General features: G+C 65.0%; 21 protein-coding genes. 7 read left to right on the plus strand and 14 right to left on the minus strand.

The features are described 5' to 3' along the window. Positions 1–6 precede the first annotated feature (6 nt). Complete coding sequence (ychF, locus tag ACS5Q0_RS14980) at positions 7–1104, plus strand: redox-regulated ATPase YchF (protein WP_473127450.1); 1098 nt, start codon at positions 7–9, stop codon at positions 1102–1104. Between the two features lie 99 nt (positions 1105–1203). Then, positions 1204–1368: a hypothetical protein gene (locus tag ACS5Q0_RS14985; RefSeq protein ID WP_473127451.1), complete on the plus strand. Its 165-nt coding sequence runs from the start codon at positions 1204–1206 to the stop codon at positions 1366–1368. Between the two features lie 5 nt (positions 1369–1373). Here the strand turns inward: ACS5Q0_RS14985 and ACS5Q0_RS14990 are convergent, their stop codons facing one another. After that, positions 1374–1799 (minus strand): group III truncated hemoglobin, encoded by a 426-nt coding sequence (locus ACS5Q0_RS14990; protein WP_473127452.1) that lies wholly within the window; start codon positions 1797–1799, stop codon positions 1374–1376. 113 nt (positions 1800–1912) lie between these two features. After that, positions 1913–3052 carry a hypothetical protein gene (locus tag ACS5Q0_RS14995; protein ID WP_473127453.1) on the minus strand — a complete coding sequence of 380 codons (1140 nt, stop codon included), beginning with the start codon at positions 3050–3052 and terminating at the stop codon, positions 1913–1915. A 289-nt stretch (positions 3053–3341) separates the two neighbouring features. Between ACS5Q0_RS14995 and nfi the strand changes: the two genes are divergently transcribed. After that, on the plus strand, positions 3342–4019 hold the full coding sequence (nfi, locus tag ACS5Q0_RS15000; protein WP_473127454.1) for a deoxyribonuclease V: 678 nt from the start codon (positions 3342–3344) through the stop codon (positions 4017–4019). A 37-nt stretch (positions 4020–4056) separates the two neighbouring features. Then, complete coding sequence (locus ACS5Q0_RS15005) at positions 4057–5073, plus strand: MaoC family dehydratase (RefSeq protein WP_473127455.1); 1017 nt, start codon at positions 4057–4059, stop codon at positions 5071–5073. Here ACS5Q0_RS15005 and ACS5Q0_RS15010 read toward each other — a convergent pair. Both ACS5Q0_RS15010 and ACS5Q0_RS15015 read right to left on the minus strand, forming a co-directional pair. Further along, positions 5070–5648: an HD domain-containing protein gene (locus tag ACS5Q0_RS15010; RefSeq protein WP_473127456.1), complete on the minus strand. Its 579-nt coding sequence runs from the start codon at positions 5646–5648 to the stop codon at positions 5070–5072. The two genes, ACS5Q0_RS15005 and ACS5Q0_RS15010, sit on opposite strands and share 4 nt — an antisense overlap. Before the next feature lie 13 nt (positions 5649–5661). After that, positions 5662–6207 carry an adenine phosphoribosyltransferase gene (locus tag ACS5Q0_RS15015; protein ID WP_473127457.1) on the minus strand — a complete coding sequence of 182 codons (546 nt, stop codon included), beginning with the start codon at positions 6205–6207 and terminating at the stop codon, positions 5662–5664. A 52-nt stretch (positions 6208–6259) separates the two neighbouring features. Here ACS5Q0_RS15015 and ACS5Q0_RS15020 point away from each other — a divergent pair, with 52 nt between their 5' ends. Further along, complete coding sequence (locus tag ACS5Q0_RS15020; RefSeq protein ID WP_473127458.1) at positions 6260–6451, plus strand: hypothetical protein; 192 nt, start codon at positions 6260–6262, stop codon at positions 6449–6451. On the opposite strand, the gene ACS5Q0_RS15025 is transcribed toward ACS5Q0_RS15020, so the two are convergent. The 6 genes from ACS5Q0_RS15025 to ACS5Q0_RS15050 all read right to left on the minus strand — a co-directional run bounded on the left by ACS5Q0_RS15025 (position 6448) and on the right by ACS5Q0_RS15050 (position 12995). Then, positions 6448–7332 (minus strand): S-methyl-5'-thioadenosine phosphorylase, encoded by an 885-nt coding sequence (locus ACS5Q0_RS15025; RefSeq protein ID WP_473127459.1) that lies wholly within the window; start codon positions 7330–7332, stop codon positions 6448–6450. The genes ACS5Q0_RS15020 and ACS5Q0_RS15025 overlap by 4 nt on opposite strands. A 144-nt stretch (positions 7333–7476) precedes the next feature. Next, on the minus strand, positions 7477–8085 hold the full coding sequence (locus ACS5Q0_RS15030; RefSeq protein ID WP_473127460.1) for a 2'-5' RNA ligase family protein: 609 nt from the start codon (positions 8083–8085) through the stop codon (positions 7477–7479). A gap of 75 nt (positions 8086–8160) precedes the next feature. Continuing rightward, complete coding sequence (locus ACS5Q0_RS15035) at positions 8161–9045, minus strand: cytochrome c1 (RefSeq protein ID WP_473127461.1); 885 nt, start codon at positions 9043–9045, stop codon at positions 8161–8163. A 21-nt stretch (positions 9046–9066) separates the two neighbouring features. Further along, a complete protein-coding gene (locus tag ACS5Q0_RS15040) occupies positions 9067–10347 on the minus strand; it encodes a cytochrome b (RefSeq protein WP_473127462.1) in 1281 nt (426 codons plus the stop codon). Between the two features lie 25 nt (positions 10348–10372). After that, on the minus strand, positions 10373–10936 hold the full coding sequence (gene petA, locus ACS5Q0_RS15045; protein ID WP_473127463.1) for a ubiquinol-cytochrome c reductase iron-sulfur subunit: 564 nt from the start codon (positions 10934–10936) through the stop codon (positions 10373–10375). 193 nt (positions 10937–11129) lie between these two features. Next, positions 11130–12995 carry an ABC transporter ATP-binding protein gene (locus tag ACS5Q0_RS15050; protein WP_473127464.1) on the minus strand — a complete coding sequence of 622 codons (1866 nt, stop codon included), beginning with the start codon at positions 12993–12995 and terminating at the stop codon, positions 11130–11132. A 99-nt stretch (positions 12996–13094) separates the two neighbouring features. On the opposite strand from ACS5Q0_RS15050, the gene ACS5Q0_RS15055 reads away from it, so the two are divergent. Both ACS5Q0_RS15055 and hemF read left to right on the plus strand, forming a co-directional pair. Beyond that, on the plus strand, positions 13095–13574 hold the full coding sequence (locus ACS5Q0_RS15055; RefSeq protein ID WP_473127465.1) for a tRNA (cytidine(34)-2'-O)-methyltransferase: 480 nt from the start codon (positions 13095–13097) through the stop codon (positions 13572–13574). Positions 13575–13584: 10 nt separating this feature from the next. Then, on the plus strand, positions 13585–14481 hold the full coding sequence (gene hemF, locus ACS5Q0_RS15060; protein WP_473127466.1) for an oxygen-dependent coproporphyrinogen oxidase: 897 nt from the start codon (positions 13585–13587) through the stop codon (positions 14479–14481). A 120-nt stretch (positions 14482–14601) separates the two neighbouring features. Here hemF and ACS5Q0_RS15065 read toward each other — a convergent pair whose 3' ends face one another. Genes ACS5Q0_RS15065 through ACS5Q0_RS15080 form a run of 4 tightly spaced genes read right to left on the minus strand, consistent with a single transcriptional unit; the run spans position 14602 to position 17331 of the window. Beyond that, on the minus strand, positions 14602–15849 hold the full coding sequence (locus ACS5Q0_RS15065; protein ID WP_473127467.1) for a CCA tRNA nucleotidyltransferase: 1248 nt from the start codon (positions 15847–15849) through the stop codon (positions 14602–14604). Beyond that, positions 15846–16103, minus strand: a complete 258-nt coding sequence (locus ACS5Q0_RS15070; RefSeq protein ID WP_473127468.1) for a DUF6111 family protein — start codon at positions 16101–16103, stop codon at positions 15846–15848. Before ACS5Q0_RS15070 ends, ACS5Q0_RS15065 begins: the two co-directional genes overlap by 4 nt. Further along, the gene (locus tag ACS5Q0_RS15075; protein ID WP_473127469.1) at positions 16100–16738 is read right to left on the minus strand and encodes a CoA pyrophosphatase; all 639 of its coding nucleotides are present in this window, start codon (positions 16736–16738) and stop codon (positions 16100–16102) included. The genes ACS5Q0_RS15070 and ACS5Q0_RS15075 overlap by 4 nt, the downstream gene beginning before the upstream one ends. Further along, complete coding sequence (locus tag ACS5Q0_RS15080; protein ID WP_473127538.1) at positions 16735–17331, minus strand: DUF1285 domain-containing protein; 597 nt, start codon at positions 17329–17331, stop codon at positions 16735–16737. Before ACS5Q0_RS15080 ends, ACS5Q0_RS15075 begins: the two co-directional genes overlap by 4 nt. Positions 17332–17387 lie beyond the last annotated feature (56 nt).

The raw sequence follows: 17387 nt of genomic DNA on the forward strand, positions 1-17387 counted from the left end.
GAGGCCATGGGCTTCAAGATGGGCATCGTCGGCCTGCCGAATGTGGGCAAGTCCACGCTCTTCAACGCGCTGACGCAGACCGCCGCGGCGCAGGCCGCGAACTATCCGTTCTGTACCATCGAGCCCAATGTGGGCGACGTGGCGGTGCCGGACGAGCGCCTCGACCAGCTCGCGGGTATCGCTGGCTCGGCCCAGATTATTCCGACCCGCCTCACCTTCGTGGACATCGCTGGCCTCGTGCGCGGCGCGTCCCGCGGCGAAGGCCTCGGCAACCAGTTCCTTGCCAATATCCGCGAAGTGGATGCCATTGCCCATGTGGTGCGCTGCTTCGAGGACACGGACATCACCCATGTCGAGGGCAAGATCGACCCGATCGCCGACATCGAGACCATCGAGACCGAGCTGATGCTGGCCGACCTGGACAGCCTGGAGAAGCGCGTCACCGCCCTCGAGAAGAAGGCCAAGGGCAACGACAAGGAAGCGAAGGAAACCCTCGACCTCGTCAACCGGACCCTGCCCCTGCTGCGCGACGGCAAGCCCGCCCGCATGGTGGAGCGCAAAGTCGAGGAGGAGCGCCTGTTCCAGATGCTCGGCCTCCTCTCCTCCAAGCCCGTTCTCTACGTGTGCAACGTAGAGGAAGCCTCCGCCGACAAGGGCAACGAGTTCTCGGCCCGCGTCTTCGAGCGCGCCAAAGAAGAAGGTGCTAAGGCCGTCGTCGTCTCGGCCAAGATCGAGAGCGAGATCGCCGTTCTGCCCGCCGAGGACCAGAAGGATTATCTCGACGCCGTCGGCCTCGAGGAGCCCGGCCTCAACCGCGTGATCCGCGCGGGCTACGACCTGCTCGGCCTCATCACCTACTTCACCGTCGGCCCGAAGGAGGCCCGCGCCTGGACGATCACCAGGGGCACACGGGCACCGGCCGCCGCCGGCGTGATCCATACGGATTTCGAGAAGGGCTTTATCCGCGCCGAGACCATCGCCTATGCGGACTACGTGTCGCTCAAGGGCGAGGCGGGCGCGCGCGATGCGGGCAAGCTCAGGCTGGAAGGCAAGGACTACGTCGTTCAGGACGGCGACGTGATGCACTTCCGCTTCAACACCTAAGCCCGAATCCGGAACTAAATTCTGTCGGAATCCTGAACGGTCGCTTTTCGGGCCGTTCAGGACGTTTCTGCTTTCATGTCCGGCATGGAGGTTGGATCGATGCAGGACACCTTTGATAAAATCATTTCGATCATCGTTTCGCCGAGCCTCGGCAGCGCTGAGTTCTTCGTCGCCGTGCTCGTGGCCTGCGGCCTCGCCATGATCGCCATATCGTCCCTCCTGCCGAAGACGGCTGCCGACGATCTGGAGTGGTGGGAGCGCTAAGCCTCTCAGGGCAGGCGCAGCGCCTTCGGGCCGATCCCAAGCCCGATCTGCAGGCTGTCCGCGATGCGCTGCGCGCGAACGATGAAGAACTCCGCCACATCGGGTTCGAAGATCTCGCGCGCCGTCTTCTCGAAAAGATCGAGCCAGCGTGTGAACAGCTCAGGCGTGAGGTCCAGACCGAAATGGGCCGCCTGCGGCTTGCCGCTGTAGCGAGCCGTCCTCAGGGCGATCGAGGACCAGAAATCCACCATGATTGCGCGGTGCTCGCTCCACCGGCCCGACAGGGCCTTGTGAAAGATGGGCCCGAGTTCGGGATCCTTCAGGACGCGGTCATAAAACGTAACGACAAGCTCGCGGATCATCTCCTCCGTCACGCCCTCGGCGGGCGTGATGATGGGAATGCTGCGGCCTGTGGCGGTCGGATAGGCCAAAGCGGATCTCTCCTCTTCAACGGAAATGGGACAGGAGCAGATGCTCCCACCCCCTTCAAGCGGTCATTGCTCAGGATCAAACCGGGCCGCTCATAACGGCCCGGTTTGTCCTTTCAGAGGTGGCTGCGGGCGTTCTGCGGCCCATGCGGATGTTCCACGTTGTGGGTATGGGTGGACATTTCGGTGGGCTGGAGGCCTTCTTCAACCCCATAGAAGGCGCCGTGCAGACCCCAGTAGCCGGTGACGAACACCACGAGAGCGACAGCGAGACCGGCGGGTACGGAAGCGAGCCTGCCGAAGCGCGGCAATGGGCCCGGCATCTTCACCGTGAGAGCCTTGGCCTCACGGCAGGGATCGGCGGCGACCAGGAAGAGCGACGCCATGATCATGGCATGGCCGATGAGGTCGACCCGCCCGAACGGATAGACTGCGGTGAAGAAGATCAGCAGCAGCGACACGGCGGACAGGCGGCGCACCAAAGGCGTCCAGAGCAGGCCGAACCCGAGGGTGAACTCGGCCACGCCGGCCATCGGAATGAACACGTCGCGCGGCATGCCGAAGGTCAGGAAGGGCTTCTCCTCGACGAGAGGATAGAACCAGTCCGGATACGCAAACTTCTCCAGGCTCGACCACATGAGCGCGATCGCAATGCCCCAGCGCAGGGCCATGAAGCGGCGCGCATGCCATTTGGGATCGTCCGTCGACGCCATCACGAGATAGGCCGCGACACCGACGCCGAGCGCCAGATAGTCGAGCAGGTGGAACAGGTCGTATTCCCGCAGGGCCACCACCCAGAGAGCGATGATTCCGGCCGCCGCGATCGGCATGGTCCGGCGCGAGAACACGCAGGCCGCGATGAGAAGCTGTGCCCAGGAGATCAGTTCGGAATTCGTCTTGAGATCAGGCGTAAGATAAATGCCGCCCACCGCGAAGATCGCGACGAAGAAGCCGCCGATGGTCGCGCGCATGAAATCGTCGGAACGGCTCCAGAGCGGCGCGCTCGCGCGATCGAGGCCGGACAGGATGCCCCGTCCGATGACGCTGCGCTCGACGACGAGCGTGGCCATGAAGAAGGCGAGCACGAGGCCGATGCCGGTCCAGAACCACACATTCGTCAGCGTAGCGCCGATGGGCTGCGGCGTGGCATTGACGATATAAGGTGCAAACCACTTCACATGCGCTTCGGCCGGCACGGTCCAGATCGCGCTCGTGGCGAGGGCGGCGAGACCCGCCGCCAGATTCCTGAGAGACAACGGAGTTCTTGTTGGATTTCCTGGTCTTGGCTCACGGGGCGCAGAGCCGTTCGTGGCAATCGCGGTATGCATGATATCCTCTTCACGCGGACTAATGTCTTTTCGGATCGCAACGGAGGTATACCCGCACAATGCGAGGGGAAATTCAGATCAAGTGCTTAAGGGATTTCCCCGTATCGCCAGAGACTTGGCCATGAGGGCCGCCCTGCGTTCCTGCCGGATCCCATGGCCATGCGGATCGTTCATCCACCTTGAGCGTTGAACTTCACTCAACTCCGTTCATCTCTTCATGCAGCTGCACCACCGCCATTCCTGGAATCTGTCCCCTTCCGAGGCCATCGCCCTTCAGCAGGAGCTGAGGCGGGAGGTCGTGTCGGACCGTCCCATCGATCTCGACGCCGTCAGGCTCGTGGCCGGGGTGGATGTGAGCGTGAAGAACGAGCAATCCCAGGCCGCCATCGTCGTCGTCACCTATCCGGGCTTCCTGCCCGTGGAAACGGTTCTCGCCCAGCGACCGACGCCGTTCCCCTATGTGCCCGGCCTGCTGAGCTTCCGTGAAGGTCCGGTGCTTGAGGAGGCGTTCGAGAAGCTGAAATCGGAGCCCGACGTCTTCCTGTTCGACGGCATGGGAATCGCCCATCCCCGCCGCATCGGCATCGCCAGCCATATGGGCCTGTGGCTGCAGCGTCCCACCATCGGCTGCGGCAAGACCCTCCTGTGCGGGCGCTACAAGGATCTCGGGGAGGAGAAGGGATCGGCGGCCCCCCTGATCGACAGGAAGGAGACCATCGGCGTGGCCTTGCGCACCCGCACGGCCAAGAACCCGATGTTCATCTCGCCGGGGCATCTGGCCGATATCCCGACCGCGGCGGAGCTCGTGCTGCGCTGCTCTCCAAAGTATCGCTTGCCCGAACCGATCCGTCTGGCGCACAACGCAGCCGGACAGTTCAGTCCGCTCCCGGCCTGAGCTCGCGCGAAGCGCTCAAAACCGCACAGATTACGCCATGCCTCGTTACGCTTTCGAAGACTTCACGCCCGGCTCCTCGCAGATGCTCGGCCCCTACACCGTCACGAAGGAGGCTCTGCTCGCCTTTGCGCAGGAATACGACGCGCAGCCCTTCCACGTGGACGAGCTCGCCGCCAAGGACAGCTTCGTCGGCACGCTCATCGCCTCGGGCTGGCACACCTGCTGCATCAACATGCGCCTGCTCGCGGACGGGATGATCCTGGATTCCACCTCCATGGGCTCGCCCGGCATCGAGGAGGTGAAGTGGCTCAAGCCCGTACGGCCCGGCGACACGCTGCGCTCCCGCATGACGGTCCTGGAGAGCCGGCCCTCCAAGAGCCGCCCCTCCATCGGCCTCGTGCGCTTCGGGTTCGAGATGCTGAACCAAGCCGACGAGGCCGTGTTCAGCCAGAAGAACTGGATCATGTTCGGGCGTCGTGATGCGGAACCCGTCAAGGGATCCGGGCGCAGCGCTCTCGCAGCCGCCGCCTCGGCCATGCCCGACCACACGCCCGCGCGGGAGCTGCCGCATATCTCCCCCAACCCCTATTTCGAGGATCTTGTGATCGGCGAGGCGGAGGAGCTGGGAACCTATACCTTCGAGCCCGACGAGATCATTCGTTTCGCCAGGCAGTTCGACCCACAGCGCTTCCATGTGGATGAAGACGCGGCGAAGGACAGCCTGTTCGGCGCCCTCTGCGCCTCCGGCTGGCACACGGCGAGCGTCTGGATGAAGCTGATGGTGGAGTACCGCAACCGAATCCGCGCGAATGCCCTGGCTCACGGCGCGCGCCCTGCCAGGCTCGGCCCCTCCCCGGGCTTTAGCGACCTGAAATGGCTGAAGCCGGCCTATGCGGGCGATACCCTCACCTACTGCTCGACGGTGACGGGCAAGCGCGTGTCGAACTCCCGCCCCGGCTGGGGGATCGTGTTCTATCACAACAGCGCCACGAACCAGCACGGAGAAGAGGTCTTCTCCTTCGAGGGCATGGTGTTCTGGGAGCGGCGGCCCTAAACGGCCTTTGAATCTTCGGCCCGCGCCCTCGTCTCCTCATCGAGGAGGGCGCGGATCTCGGCGAGCAGCGGATGGGCCGAGGTCTGTTTGCGCCCATAGCCGAGATTGAACGCGTAGTCGAAGCTCGCGGGATTTTGCCCCTGAACGTGCTGAAGAATCGTCTCCAGCTTGTCGAGGCCTTTAGCGAGGATGGCCTCGGGCGAGGAGGCCGCCTCGTATTCCTCCCACAGGGACAGGATTTCAGCTCGCTTTGCCGGATCGAGCGCCTTCGTCAGCTCTTCCAGGTCCGCCCTTTCCTGGGCGGCTTTGTTCAGGCCGTCCGTCTGCACGATGGCGGGGATGTCCCCGCTCAGCGCTTCCCCGAGATCGTGGACGATGCAGAGCTTGATGAGGCGCAACGGATCGACCGCCTCGAACTCGTCCGCGAGCACGAGCGCCATGAGGCACAGGCGCCATGTGTGCTCCGCCACGCTCTCCGGGCGGCCCGTGGAGGTGTAGCCGCTGCGCAGCGTGCTCTTGAGCCGCTCCGCTTCCCGCAAGAATTGCAGCGCCCCCAGGATGCGGTCGCCCGGCATCGCCGTTGCTCCCCTAGTGCCCCTCGAAGCTCACGAGGCTGCGCACTTCGACGCCGAGATCGCGCAGTTTCTGGGCGCCGCCGAGATCGGGCAGGTCGATGATGAAGCAGGCCGCCACGATCTGAGCGCCCATCTGACGAAGAAGCTGGGTCGCGGCGACCGCTGTCCCGCCGGTGGCGATCAGGTCGTCCACGAGGATGACGCGCTCGCCCTGCCCGATGGCGTCCGTGTGGATCTCCATCTCGTCCACGCCGTATTCCAGCGAGTACGCGATGCGCACCGTCTCGTGCGGCAGCTTGCCTTTCTTGCGGATCGGCACGAAGCCCGAGGAGAGCTGATGGGCGATGGCGCCGCCGAGGATGAACCCGCGCGCCTCGATGCCCGCGACCTTGTCGACGCGGCCGCCCGCGAAAGGATGAACCAACTCGTCTACGGCGCGGCGGAAAGCGCGTGCATCGCCGAGCAGGGTCGTGATGTCGCGAAACACGATGCCGGGCTTAGGATAATCCGGGATCGAGCGGATCGCTGTTTTCAGGTCGGTGAGAAGACGCTGGTCCATGTTTGAGCCTGCCATAGGTGAAAGGAAGTGAGGTTTTCAGAGGAGCTTTGCAATGGCCGAACAACCCTCTCGAACCGTTCTGACCGACATCGACATCCCCTTTGGAAGCCTTGTTCTCTTCTTCGTCAAGGCTTCCCTCGCCATCATTCCGGCCGCCGTCATCGTCAGCTTCATCCTGGCCTTCATCAGCTGGATCTTCGGCGCGATCTTCGGCTTCGGCCACATGGGCTGGATGATGCGCTAGATCCCTGGCGTCTTCAGGACCCTGCCCGCCACCGCGTCGAGCTTACGCAACAGCTCGGGATCGCGCGCGGAGGGAGCCGTCATGATGGCGCCGCCGAGCGCCCGGTCGGATCGCGCGGGGCATGGCTCGTGCTCGGCCGGGAAATCGCGGGCGATGCAGGCGAGGAGATGCGCCACCTTCGCGGCGTTGTGCTTCGCGACCGCGACCACGGAGGCCACGTCCACGCTGTCGTGCTCGGGATGCCAGCAATCGTAATCGGTCACCATGGCGATGGTCGCATAGGTGATTTCGGCTTCACGGGCGAGCTTGGCTTCCGGCATCGCCGTCATGCCGATCACGTCGTAGCCGAGTTCCTTGTAGGTGATGGACTCGGCATAGGTGGAAAATTGCGGGCCCTCGATGCACACGAGCGTGCCGCCGACTGCGTGCGGGATCTCCTCCGCCGCAGCCGCTTCGGCGATCCGCCGCTGCAGCAGCGGGCCGACCGGATGCGCCATCGGCACATGGGCCACGCAGCCCCTGCCGAAGAACGAGGTTTCGCGCTTGTGTGTGCGGTCGACATACTGATCCACCAGCACGAAGAAACCGGGATAATACTCCTGCCGGAAGGAGCCGCAGGCCGAAACGGAAATCAGATCCGTCACCCCTGCCCGCTTCATCACGTCGATATTGGCGCGGTAGTTGATGTCGGAGGGCGAAAGGCGGTGGCCGCGGCCGTGCCGGGGCAGAAAAGCCACGTCTGTCCCGCCGATCCGCCCCATGCGCAGCACGTCGGACGGCTCGCCCCAGGGAGAGTAGATGCGCACTTCCCGCACATCCTCGATCCCCGGAAGGTCATAAACCCCCGAGCCGCCGATGATTCCCAGTACCGCCTTCGTCATCCTGCCCCCGTATCTTCCTTCAGTGTTGGCCGCGACTTTAACGGCAGACGGGCGAGAACCCAACCAGGTGTTCCATTGGTTGCCACCTCCGGAAGCCCAGCGCTATTTTCGATCCCGCGACGCGATACGAAGGCCGAGCGCTTCTCAGCCGAGCGGGAACGAGACAATCTCGTCGAGCGCCTGACAGGGAAAGAGAGTTTCGCGGATGATCTTGAGGCGCTCGACAGGCGCCGCGACCGAAACCGGGATCGCCTCCACGGCCCGGATCACCGCCTCCGGCACCGCATCCGACGTGCGGTAGCGCGCGAGCGTCGTGTGGATCAGGTTGTAGCGCACGGGCGCGTGTCCCGCCGGAGGGGGGATCACCTCCGCGATGGCGTTGCGGAGTTTCTCGATCAGCCCCGTCTCGTCGGTGGCGACGGCAATGATCGCCGCATCGGTGACCTTCAGCCGGGAAAAGCGCAGATCCAGCGGGCGATGCCCCCGGCAGAGTTCCTCCATCAGGGCTCGGCAGCGCTCGGCGATGCCGGCCCAGTACCCCTCCTTGTCGAACCGGTCCTTCACCTGGACCAGCGCATAGAGCGTCACGTGCAGCGCCTCGGGCGGCGCCATGAAGAGCGGCACGGGCCAGCACTCGGCGATCTCCGTCTGAAGCTGAGCGAGGCAGGCTTGCGTCTTGGGGGCAAGGTCGGGCTGGACGTGATAGGCGAGGCACGGCCGGCCCCAGATCTCGTCGGCGATGGTCTGCAGCATGGCGACGGCTTAAGGCCGTCCCGGCCGGATGTCACCAGAAAAGAAAAAGGCTCCGGAAGCCGGGGCCTTTGGTTGTTAAGGATTGTGGGTCATCGGCGGGGTGGCGTGACCTTCGACCTCGCCGCCCACACGGGCCCAGACCTTCTTCTTCGTGAAGTAGAGCAGACCGGACAGAACGAGCAGGAACAGCATGACCTGGAAACCGAGGCGCTTGCGGGCCTCGAGGTGCGGTTCGGCCGTCCAGGTGAGGAAGGCCGTCACGTCCTTGGCGTATTGATCCACCGTTTCCGGCACCTGAGGCTGCCCGGCCTCGTTCTTCGGATACTCCACCTGGCCATCGCTGATCGGCTTCGGCATGGCGATCACGTGGCCCGGGAAATAGTGGTTGTAGTGACCACCTTCCGGAACCTGGAAGCCAGCCGGCGGCTCCTCATAGCCGTTGAGCAGCGCGACCACGTAATCCGCGCCGTTCTCCGAATACTGACGGAACACGTCGAGGATGAACCAGGGGAAGCCGCGCTCGTAGGTGCGGGCCTTCGGCATCAGGGACAGGTCCGGCGGGGCCTTGCCGCCGTTCGCGGCCGCGGCGGCGTTCTCGTTCGGGAACGGAGCCGGGAAGCGGTCGGCCGGGCGGCCGGGACGCTGGAACATGTCCCCGGACTCGTTCGGGCCGTCCGTGATCTGGTACTCGGCGGCCAGCGCCTTGACCTGCGCTTCGGAGAATTCCGGCCCGCCCTCCTCGGAGAGGTTGCGGAAGGCCACGTAGGACAGGCCATGGCAGGAGGCGCAGACCTCGCGGTAGACCTTGAAGCCGCGCTGAAGCTGAGCCCGGCCGAAGGTGCCGAACGGACCCGCGAAGCTCCACTTCTGCTGCGGCGGGACCGGGGTCTCGCCGGCAGCGAAGGCGCTGCCTGAGAAGCCGAGAACGGCTGCGGCGATGAGAAGAGTACGCTTCATCATTTTATCTTTCCCCAGCTCTCATCAGCCCTTGGAATGCGGTGCGGCATTGGCGCCGGCCGGCATGCCGGCTCCGCCCTTCTGCACGCCCATGACGGATTCGAGGATCGAATTCGGCAGGGGCAGCGGACGCTCGACGAAGCCGAGCACCGGCAGAACGATCAGGAAGTGGGCGAAGTAGTAGACCGTGCAGATCTGCGAGGCGATCACGTACCAGCCCTCGGCGGGACGGGATCCCAGCCAGCCGAGCACGATGCAGACCACCACGAACAGCCAGAAGAACTGCTTGTAGAGCGGGCGGTAGGCCGTGGAGCGCACCTTGGAGGTGTCGAGCCAGGGCATGAAGCACCAGATCAGGATGGCGGAGATCATGGCGATGACGCCGCCGAGCTTGTCGGGGATGGCGCGCAGGATCGCGTAGAACGGCAGGAAGTACCATTCGGGAACGATGTGCGCGGGCGTCACGGCGGGGTTGGCCGGGATGTAGTTGTCCGCGTGACCGAGATAGTTCGGCAGATAGAACACCCACCATGCGAAGAAGAGCATGAACACGACGACGGCGAAGATGTCCTTGATCGTCGCATAGGGAGTGAACGGAACCGCGTCCTTACCCGACTTGATCGGAATGCCGGTCGGGTTGTTCTGGCCAGGCACGTGCAGCGCCCAAACGTGCAGGATCACGACGCCGACGATCATGAAGGGCAGCAGATAGTGCAGCGAGAAGAAGCGGTTGAGGGTCGGGTTGCCCACCGAATAGCCGCCCCAGAGATAGTGCACGATGGTCTCGCCGACGCCCGGGACCGCCGAGAAGAGGTTGGTGATCACGGTGGCGCCCCAGAAGCTCATCTGGCCCCAGGGAAGCACGTAGCCCATGAAGGCGGTGGCCATCATCAGGAGGAAGATGATCACGCCCAGGATATAGAGCACTTCGCGCGGCGCCTTGTAGGAGCCGTAGTAGAAGTTGCGGAAGATGTGCACGTAGACGGCGACGAAGAACATCGACGCGCCGTTGGCGTGCAGATAGCGGATCAGCCATCCGTAGTTCACGTCGCGCATGATGTGCTCGACGGACTGGAAGGCCATCGCGGCATTCGGCGTGTAGTACATGGCCAGGAACACGCCGGTCACGATCTGCGACACGAGCATGAAGACCAGGATGGCGCCGAAGGTCCAGAAATAGGTCAGGTTCCGCGGCACCGGGAACGCGATGAACGAGGAGTGGATGAGGCCAGCGATGGGCAAGCGGCTCTCGAACCACTTACCGAAGGCGCTCTTGGGAACGTAAGTTGTGGAATGTTCGCTCATAATTATCGCCTGATCGTCGCTTGGGTTACGCCGTGGCCTCTTGCCCGATCACGATCTTCGTATCGGACGCGAAGGAATAGGGCGGAATCGGCAGATTGATCGGCGCCGGACCACCGCGGACGCGGCCGGACGTGTCGAAGATCGACCCGTGGCACGGGCAGAACCAGCCATGATACTCGCCCTGCTGGCCGAGCGGCACGCAGCCCAGATGGGTGCAGTTGCCATAGACGATGAGCCATTGATCGTGACCCTGCTTCACGCGGGCGGAATCGGGCTGCGGATCGCGCAGGGACGCTACGTTAACGTCCTGAGCGGCCTTGATCTCTTCGGCCGTGCGATGCCGGATGAAGATCAGCTTACCGCGCCAGAAGACCTTGACGATCTGCCCTTCGGCGATCGGGGTCAGGTCCACCTCGACGGGGGCGCCGGCGGCCTCAGTCGCCGCGTCGGGCGCCAGAGACTGGATGAAGGGCCATACCAGGGTAGCTCCGCCGACAGCGGCAGCTGCGCCCGTGGCGATGTAAAGGAAATCGCGCCGTGTCGGCTCAGCGACATGAGTGGTGGTCTCGGCCACTTGGCTCTCCAGCATTGATCAAAAACGAGAACCGCGCATCTGCAATGCCTTGCAAATCAAGACATTCGGCACGCCGGTTCCAGGTTGAAGGAACAAGCATACGCGTCAACGCGCACGCAATGCGACTGGGAGTCGCCGCGCGGTGGCTCTTTGGCACGGCCAAGCCCGCCTGTCCATAGGCGGATTGGAGATGTTCCAGCCTGTTTCCCTAGAATGACGCCGCCTCCGCGGCTTCCTCGCCCTCCCCCGCCCCCAGGAAGCCGCCCGACTGGCGCCGCCAGAGCCTGGCATAGATCCCGCCGGCCCGGAGCAGCTGCGCATGGGTCCCCTCCTCCACGATCCTCCCCTCCTCCAGGACGATGAGGCGGTCGAGGGCCGCTATGGTGGAGAGGCGATGGGCGATGGCGAGGACCGTCTTGCCCTCCATGAGGGTGGAGAGCGACTCCTGGATCGCCGCCTCGACCTCGGAATCGAGGGCCGAGGTCGCCTCGTCCAGAACCAGGATCGGAGCGTCCTTCAGGATGACCCGGGCGATCGCGATGCGCTGGCGCTGGCCGCCGGAGAGCTTCACGCCGCGCTCGCCCACATGCGCGTCATAACCGCGCCGCCCCCGGTGATCCTCGAGCCCCATGATGAACTCATGGGCATGGGCGAGGCGCGCCGCCTCCACGATGTCTCTCTCACTGGCCCCCGGCCGCCCATAGGCGATGTTCTCCCGGATCGACCGGTGGAGGAGCGAGGTGTCCTGGGTGACCACGGCGATGGAGGAGCGCAGGGAAGCCTGCGACACCCGGGCGATGTCCTGGCCGTCGATGAGGATGCGTCCCTTCTCCACGTCGTGGAGGCGCAGGAGCAGCGAAGTGATCGTGGTCTTGCCCGCGCCGCTGGTGCCCACGAGCCCGACCTTCTCCCCGGCCCGGATCGTGAGGTTGAGCCCCTCGATGACGCCCTCTTCCTTGCCGTAGTGGAAGGAGACGTCCTCGAAGCGGATCTCGCCGCGCGTGACCTTGAGCCGCGGGGCCTGGGGCCGGTCCACGAGTCCGTGCGGACGGGCGATGGTCTGCATGCTCTCCTGGACGGTGCCGATATTCTCGAAGACGTCGCGCACCTCGTGCATCACCCAGCCCGACATGGCGAGGATGCGCATGACGAGGGCGAGCCCGGCCGCCGCCTCGCCGCTCGTCATCAGGCCCTGGCTCCACAGGAGCACCGACAGGCCCCCCGTCGCCGCCAGGAGCAGGCCGTTCATGATCGAGAGGAGCCCCGAAACGACGGAATTGAGCCTCAGGGACCGGAGGAAAGCGTCCGTGTTCGCCCCCACGGCCTCCCTGACGGCCGAGCGTTCCTCGTCGGCCCGGGCGAAGAGCTTGACCGTCAGGATGTTGGTGTAGCTGTCCACCACCCGGCCCACGAGGGCGGACCGGGTATCGGCCACCTTCAAGGAGCGCTCCTTGGCGCGCGGCACGAAGTAGCGCAGGAGAACCCCGTAGCCGATGATCCAAAGCCCCATGGGCAGGGCAAGCCATGGGCTGACGCTGGAAAAGATGCCGAGCGCCGTGATCGCATAGATCGCCACGTAGAGCAGCGTATCGATCAGGGTGACGGCGATGCTGCGGATCGCCCCGCCGCCCTGCATGACGCGGTTGGCGAGGCGGCCCGCGAAATCAGCCTGGAAATAGCTCACCGCGTGGCCCAGCGTATAAACATGGGTCCGCCAGCGGATCATATTGGTGCTCTGGGGGATGATGACCTGGTTGGAGACCACCTCGTGCGCAAAGTTCAGGATGGGCCTGACGAAAACGACGAGGGCCGCCATGGCCAGGAGCGTCGTGCCGTGCTCGGCCCAGATCCGGTCCGGCGTGGAATGGGCGAGGATGTCCACCAGCCAGCCCAGCAGGATATAGAGGGAGGATTCGAACAGGCCCGCCGCGAGCGCCACGACGAACAGGACCACGAGCCAGAAGCGAACGGGCCGGAGATAATGCCAGGTGAAGCGCCCCACGGCGTTCGGCGGCGTCTCGTTCTCGTCAAACGGCGCGAACGGATCCACCCGTGTTTCCAGCCACCGGAACATATCCTTCCCCGTTTTCCCGTCTTCCATCCCCTGCTTTAACACCCGCGGCACCGAAAGCGTTCACTTGACGTAGGCCCCTCCTGCCCCGATGAGAGTGTCATGCCTCGCCTCGCCATTTTCCAGCCGGACATCCCGCAGAACACCGGCACCATGCTGCGCCTCGCCGCCTGCCTCGGCGTTCCGGTGGAGATCATCGAGCCCGCGGCCTTCGACGTCTCCGACCGCAATCTCCGCCGCTCCGGCATGGATTACCTCAACCACGTGACGATCACGCGTCACATCTCGTGGCGCGCCTTCGAGGAATGGCGGCGCGAAGGCAGAGGCCGCCTGGTGCTCGCCACCACGAAGGGGGCGGTGCCCTACACGGATTTCCGCTACGAGCCGGAGGACGTCGTCCTCGTGGGCCGCGAATCCGCCGGCGTGCCGGAGGAGGTCCACGCGGCGGCGGATGCGCGGATCGTCGTGCCGATGCAGGCGGGCATGCGCTCGCTCAACGTGGCGGTCACGGCCGCCATGATCCTCGGCGAAGCCTTGCGGCAGACCGGTTCCTTCCCTATGCCCTCCCCCACCGACCTATGAAGCGACGCCCATGACCGACAAAGCCGATATCGAACGCCTGCAGATCGAAGCCCCTCTCTGGTTCGCATCCCTGCGCGACCGGATCTGCGCCGCTTTCGAGGCGATCGAGGACGAGGACGAGGCTCCCCTGCCCCCGGAGGCCTCGGAGGCGGGGCGCTTCGAGCGCACGCCCTGGGAGCGCAAGGACCATAGCGGCGCGCCGGGCGGCGGCGGGGTGATGTCCATGATGCGGGGCCGCGTGTTCGAGAAGGTGGGCGTGCATGTCTCGACCGTGCACGGCGAGTTCGCGCCGGAATTCCGCGGCCAGATTCCCGGCTCCGACCAGGATCCGCGCTTCTGGGCCGGCGGCATCTCGCTCATCGCCCATCCGTGGAACCCGAACGTGCCGACAGTCCATATGAACACGCGCTTCGTGGTGACCACGAAAGCCTGGTTCGGCGGCGGGGCGGACCTCACGCCCGTGCTCGACCGCCGCCGCGTTCAGGACGATCCCGACACCGTGGCCTTTCACGCGGCGATGGAAGACGCATGCCGTCGCCACGCCCCTGACGGCGCTTACGAAAAGTACAAGAAGTGGTGCGACGAGTATTTCTACCTCAAGCACCGCCACGAGCCGCGCGGCATCGGCGGCATCTTCTACGATTATCACTGGACCGGAGATCCGGACGAGGATCTCGCCTTCACCAAGGACGTGGGCGAGGCCTTCCTGACGATCTATCCCGAAATCGTGCGCCGCAACGTGACGAAAAGCTGGACGGAGGAGGACCGCATCGAACAGCAGGTGCGGCGCGGCCGCTACGTGGAGTTCAATCTGCTCTACGACCGCGGCACAATCTTCGGCCTCAAGACCGGCGGCAACATCGCCTCGATCCTGTCCTCGATGCCGCCGACGGTGCGGTGGCCTTGAGTTAGATGCCCTTCTCCGTCATGGCCGGGCCTGACCCGGCCATCCACGTCTAGGGAACCCCAGCGAGCGGAAGACGTGGATCCCCGGCACAAGGCCACAAGGCCGGGGATGACGATGTATTCAGGCCCCCGCCAGAACCCGCTCCAGCAAATCCGTCATGGAGGCCTCGTCGGTCCGGCAGCCTTCCGCAAGCCACGCCTGACGCGCCGAGCCGAGAAGCTCGCCGACTCTCGGTCCCTTCGGAATGCCGCGTGCGACGAAATCCGCGCCCCGCAGCGGAAAGACCGGTACGGGTTCCGCACCGCTGCGATAGCGCTCGAGAGCACCGGACGCGTCACCCTGGATGACGGGCGACGGTTCTCCGTCGAGGGCGGCGAGGACGACGCTCACCATCTTGACGCCATGATCCGCGACGAGGCGGCGGATGGCCGTGGCGTCAAGCGGCAAGGCCCAGGTCTTCAATGTGGCAAGCAGCCGGGCATAGGCGATGAGCGTCCTGTGTTCGTCGTTGGACAGCCGCAGATGCTCGCGCAGTCGCTCCGCATCCTCCTCGACCATCACGGCAAGCGCCGCGAGACGCCAGATCGCAACCGGATCGTCCCGGTCGAACGCAGCAACCCTCCCGAAGCGCCCGAACTCGGCGGCGCCGGCGAGCAGCCATGTGAGAAACCCGTGAGCGCTCAAGACACGCAGCGTCTCTTCGGCGCGGCGCGCCACGAGGAGTTTGAGGAGTTCGTGGCGGATTCTCTCCTTCGACAGGATGCCTAAGCCCTGGCGCTCCGATCCCGCCGCAGCGAGGCCCTCTGGGTCGGGCTCGCCCTCCGCATATTCCGCATAGAAGCGGAAGAAGCGCATGATCCGCAGATAATCCTCGCGGATGCGCGTATGCGCATCGCCGATGAACCGCACGCGGCGCGCGCTCAGATCCGCGACGCCGTCCGTGTAGTCGTAGAGCCGGCCGTCTGTTCCCAAGGAAAGAGCGTTGATGGTGAAATCGCGCCGCAGGGCATCGAGCACGAAATCGCGTCCGAAATGCACGACGGCCTGACGCCCGTTCGTCTCCACGTCCACGCGAAGGGTGGTGACCTCGAAGGGCTCGCCGTCGACGATGACGGTGACGGTGCCGTGATCGATGCCGGTCGGAACGGACTTGAACCCCGCCTCGCTCGCCCGCTGCACCATGGCATCGGGCAGCATGGTGGTGGCGCAATCGACTTCCGTCACGGGTCGTCCGAGCAGGGCGTTGCGCACGGCGCCGCCGACGATGCGCGTCTCCTCTCCTCGGCCGTTGAGGACCTCGAGCAGGCGGCGCAGCGGCGGGCGATCGAGAAGGCTGAGAAGCGCTGTGTGATCGAGTGTCTGAGTCACTGGAACTGCCCCGGAACGATTCGCCCGTTTTCCATATGCGTCGGCACGAAGGCGCCGGTATGCCGCTCGGTGGTCAAGCCCGTGACGACGAGGGAGGCGATGACCATGACCAGGCCCGCGATGGCAAGCCAGAGCGATTGATCGCTCCACGAGGACCAGGCCAGGGCATTCCGGCGACGAATCACGAGATAGGCGGCGAAGAGGACGAAGGGCAGAAAAAACAGCACCAATCCCTGCAGGAACGCTCGTGTCACGATGTGTAGAGCCTTTCGTAGAGGTTGCGGATGATTCCCGCCGTCACGCCCCAGATATAGCGGCCTTCGAAGGGCATTGCATAATAGCGGCGAAGCATGCCCTTCCATTCTCGGGAATGGAGTTCGTGCCGCGACGGATCCATGAGAAAGCTCAGCGGCACCTCGAAGACGTCGGCCACTTCATGCGGATTGAGATCGAGCGTGTAGGACGGCGAGACCCGCGCCACGACGGGAATGACCAGGTAATTGGTGGTGGAGAGATACGCATCGAGATAGCCGAGCAGGCCGATGAACCGGCTGTCGAGCCCGATTTCCTCTTCGGCTTCGCGGCAGGCCGCCGCCAGGATCGAATCGTCCGTCGGATCGACCCGGCCGCCCGGAAAGGCGATCTGCCCCGAATGCTGGCGGAGCTGCGCGGATCGCTCCGTGAGCAGGAGCGTCGGCTCCTCCCGCATCACGACAGGGACCAGCACGGCGGCGGGCTTCGGGTTCAGGGGATGGACGAGCGGGACGTCGTCGAGGCTGTGATCCCCACGCGGATTGGCCAGGGCATCCTCCGGGTGCGGCGGTTCCGGCCGCAGCCGCTCGGCGGCGAGGGTGAGAAAGTCCGGCCGGTCCAGGGGGGCTGTCCTCATGAGAGGTCTCCCAGGTCGGCGGCGGAGGCGATGGGAAAGAATCCATCCTTCACCGCGACCCCGAACAGTTTCCGCCCCTCGAGCACCCGCTCCTCGGCGAGCGCGATCAGGTCCATGGCCACGGAGCGGGTGACGAGCGCCCACAGGTCGCCGCGAACCTTCACGTAAGGTTTGACACCGCCATGCTCGCCCTCTTCGAAGCGCAGGGGATTGTCCGGCCCCACCGGCACGAGGTCGTCCACATTGGTGCGGAACGCGATCTGGCGATCCTCCCCCTCCCCTTCGAGCGCCATCTCGACGGCGAGGAATGGAGCATCCTCCACGACGATTCCCACCCGCTCCACGGGCGTGACGAGCACGTAGCGCTCCGGGTCCTTCCGCAGGACCGTGGAAAACAACCTGACGAGAGCGGGCCGGCTGATGGGCGAGCCCATATAGTGCCAGGAGCCGTCGGCGGCGATGCGCATGTCGATTTCGCCGCAATAGGGCGGATTCCAGCGCTCCACCGGAGGGAGGCCCTTCCGCCTGACGTCGGGGCCGAGCGCCTCCATGAGGTGGGCCAGGGCGCTGCCGGATGCGGGGGTGTTGGACATGGTCATGACACAAGCGTGAACAGGAAAGTGAATGGTGAGGATCGACGGAAGGCTGT

Source organism: Microvirga sp. HS2, assembly GCF_055792805.1.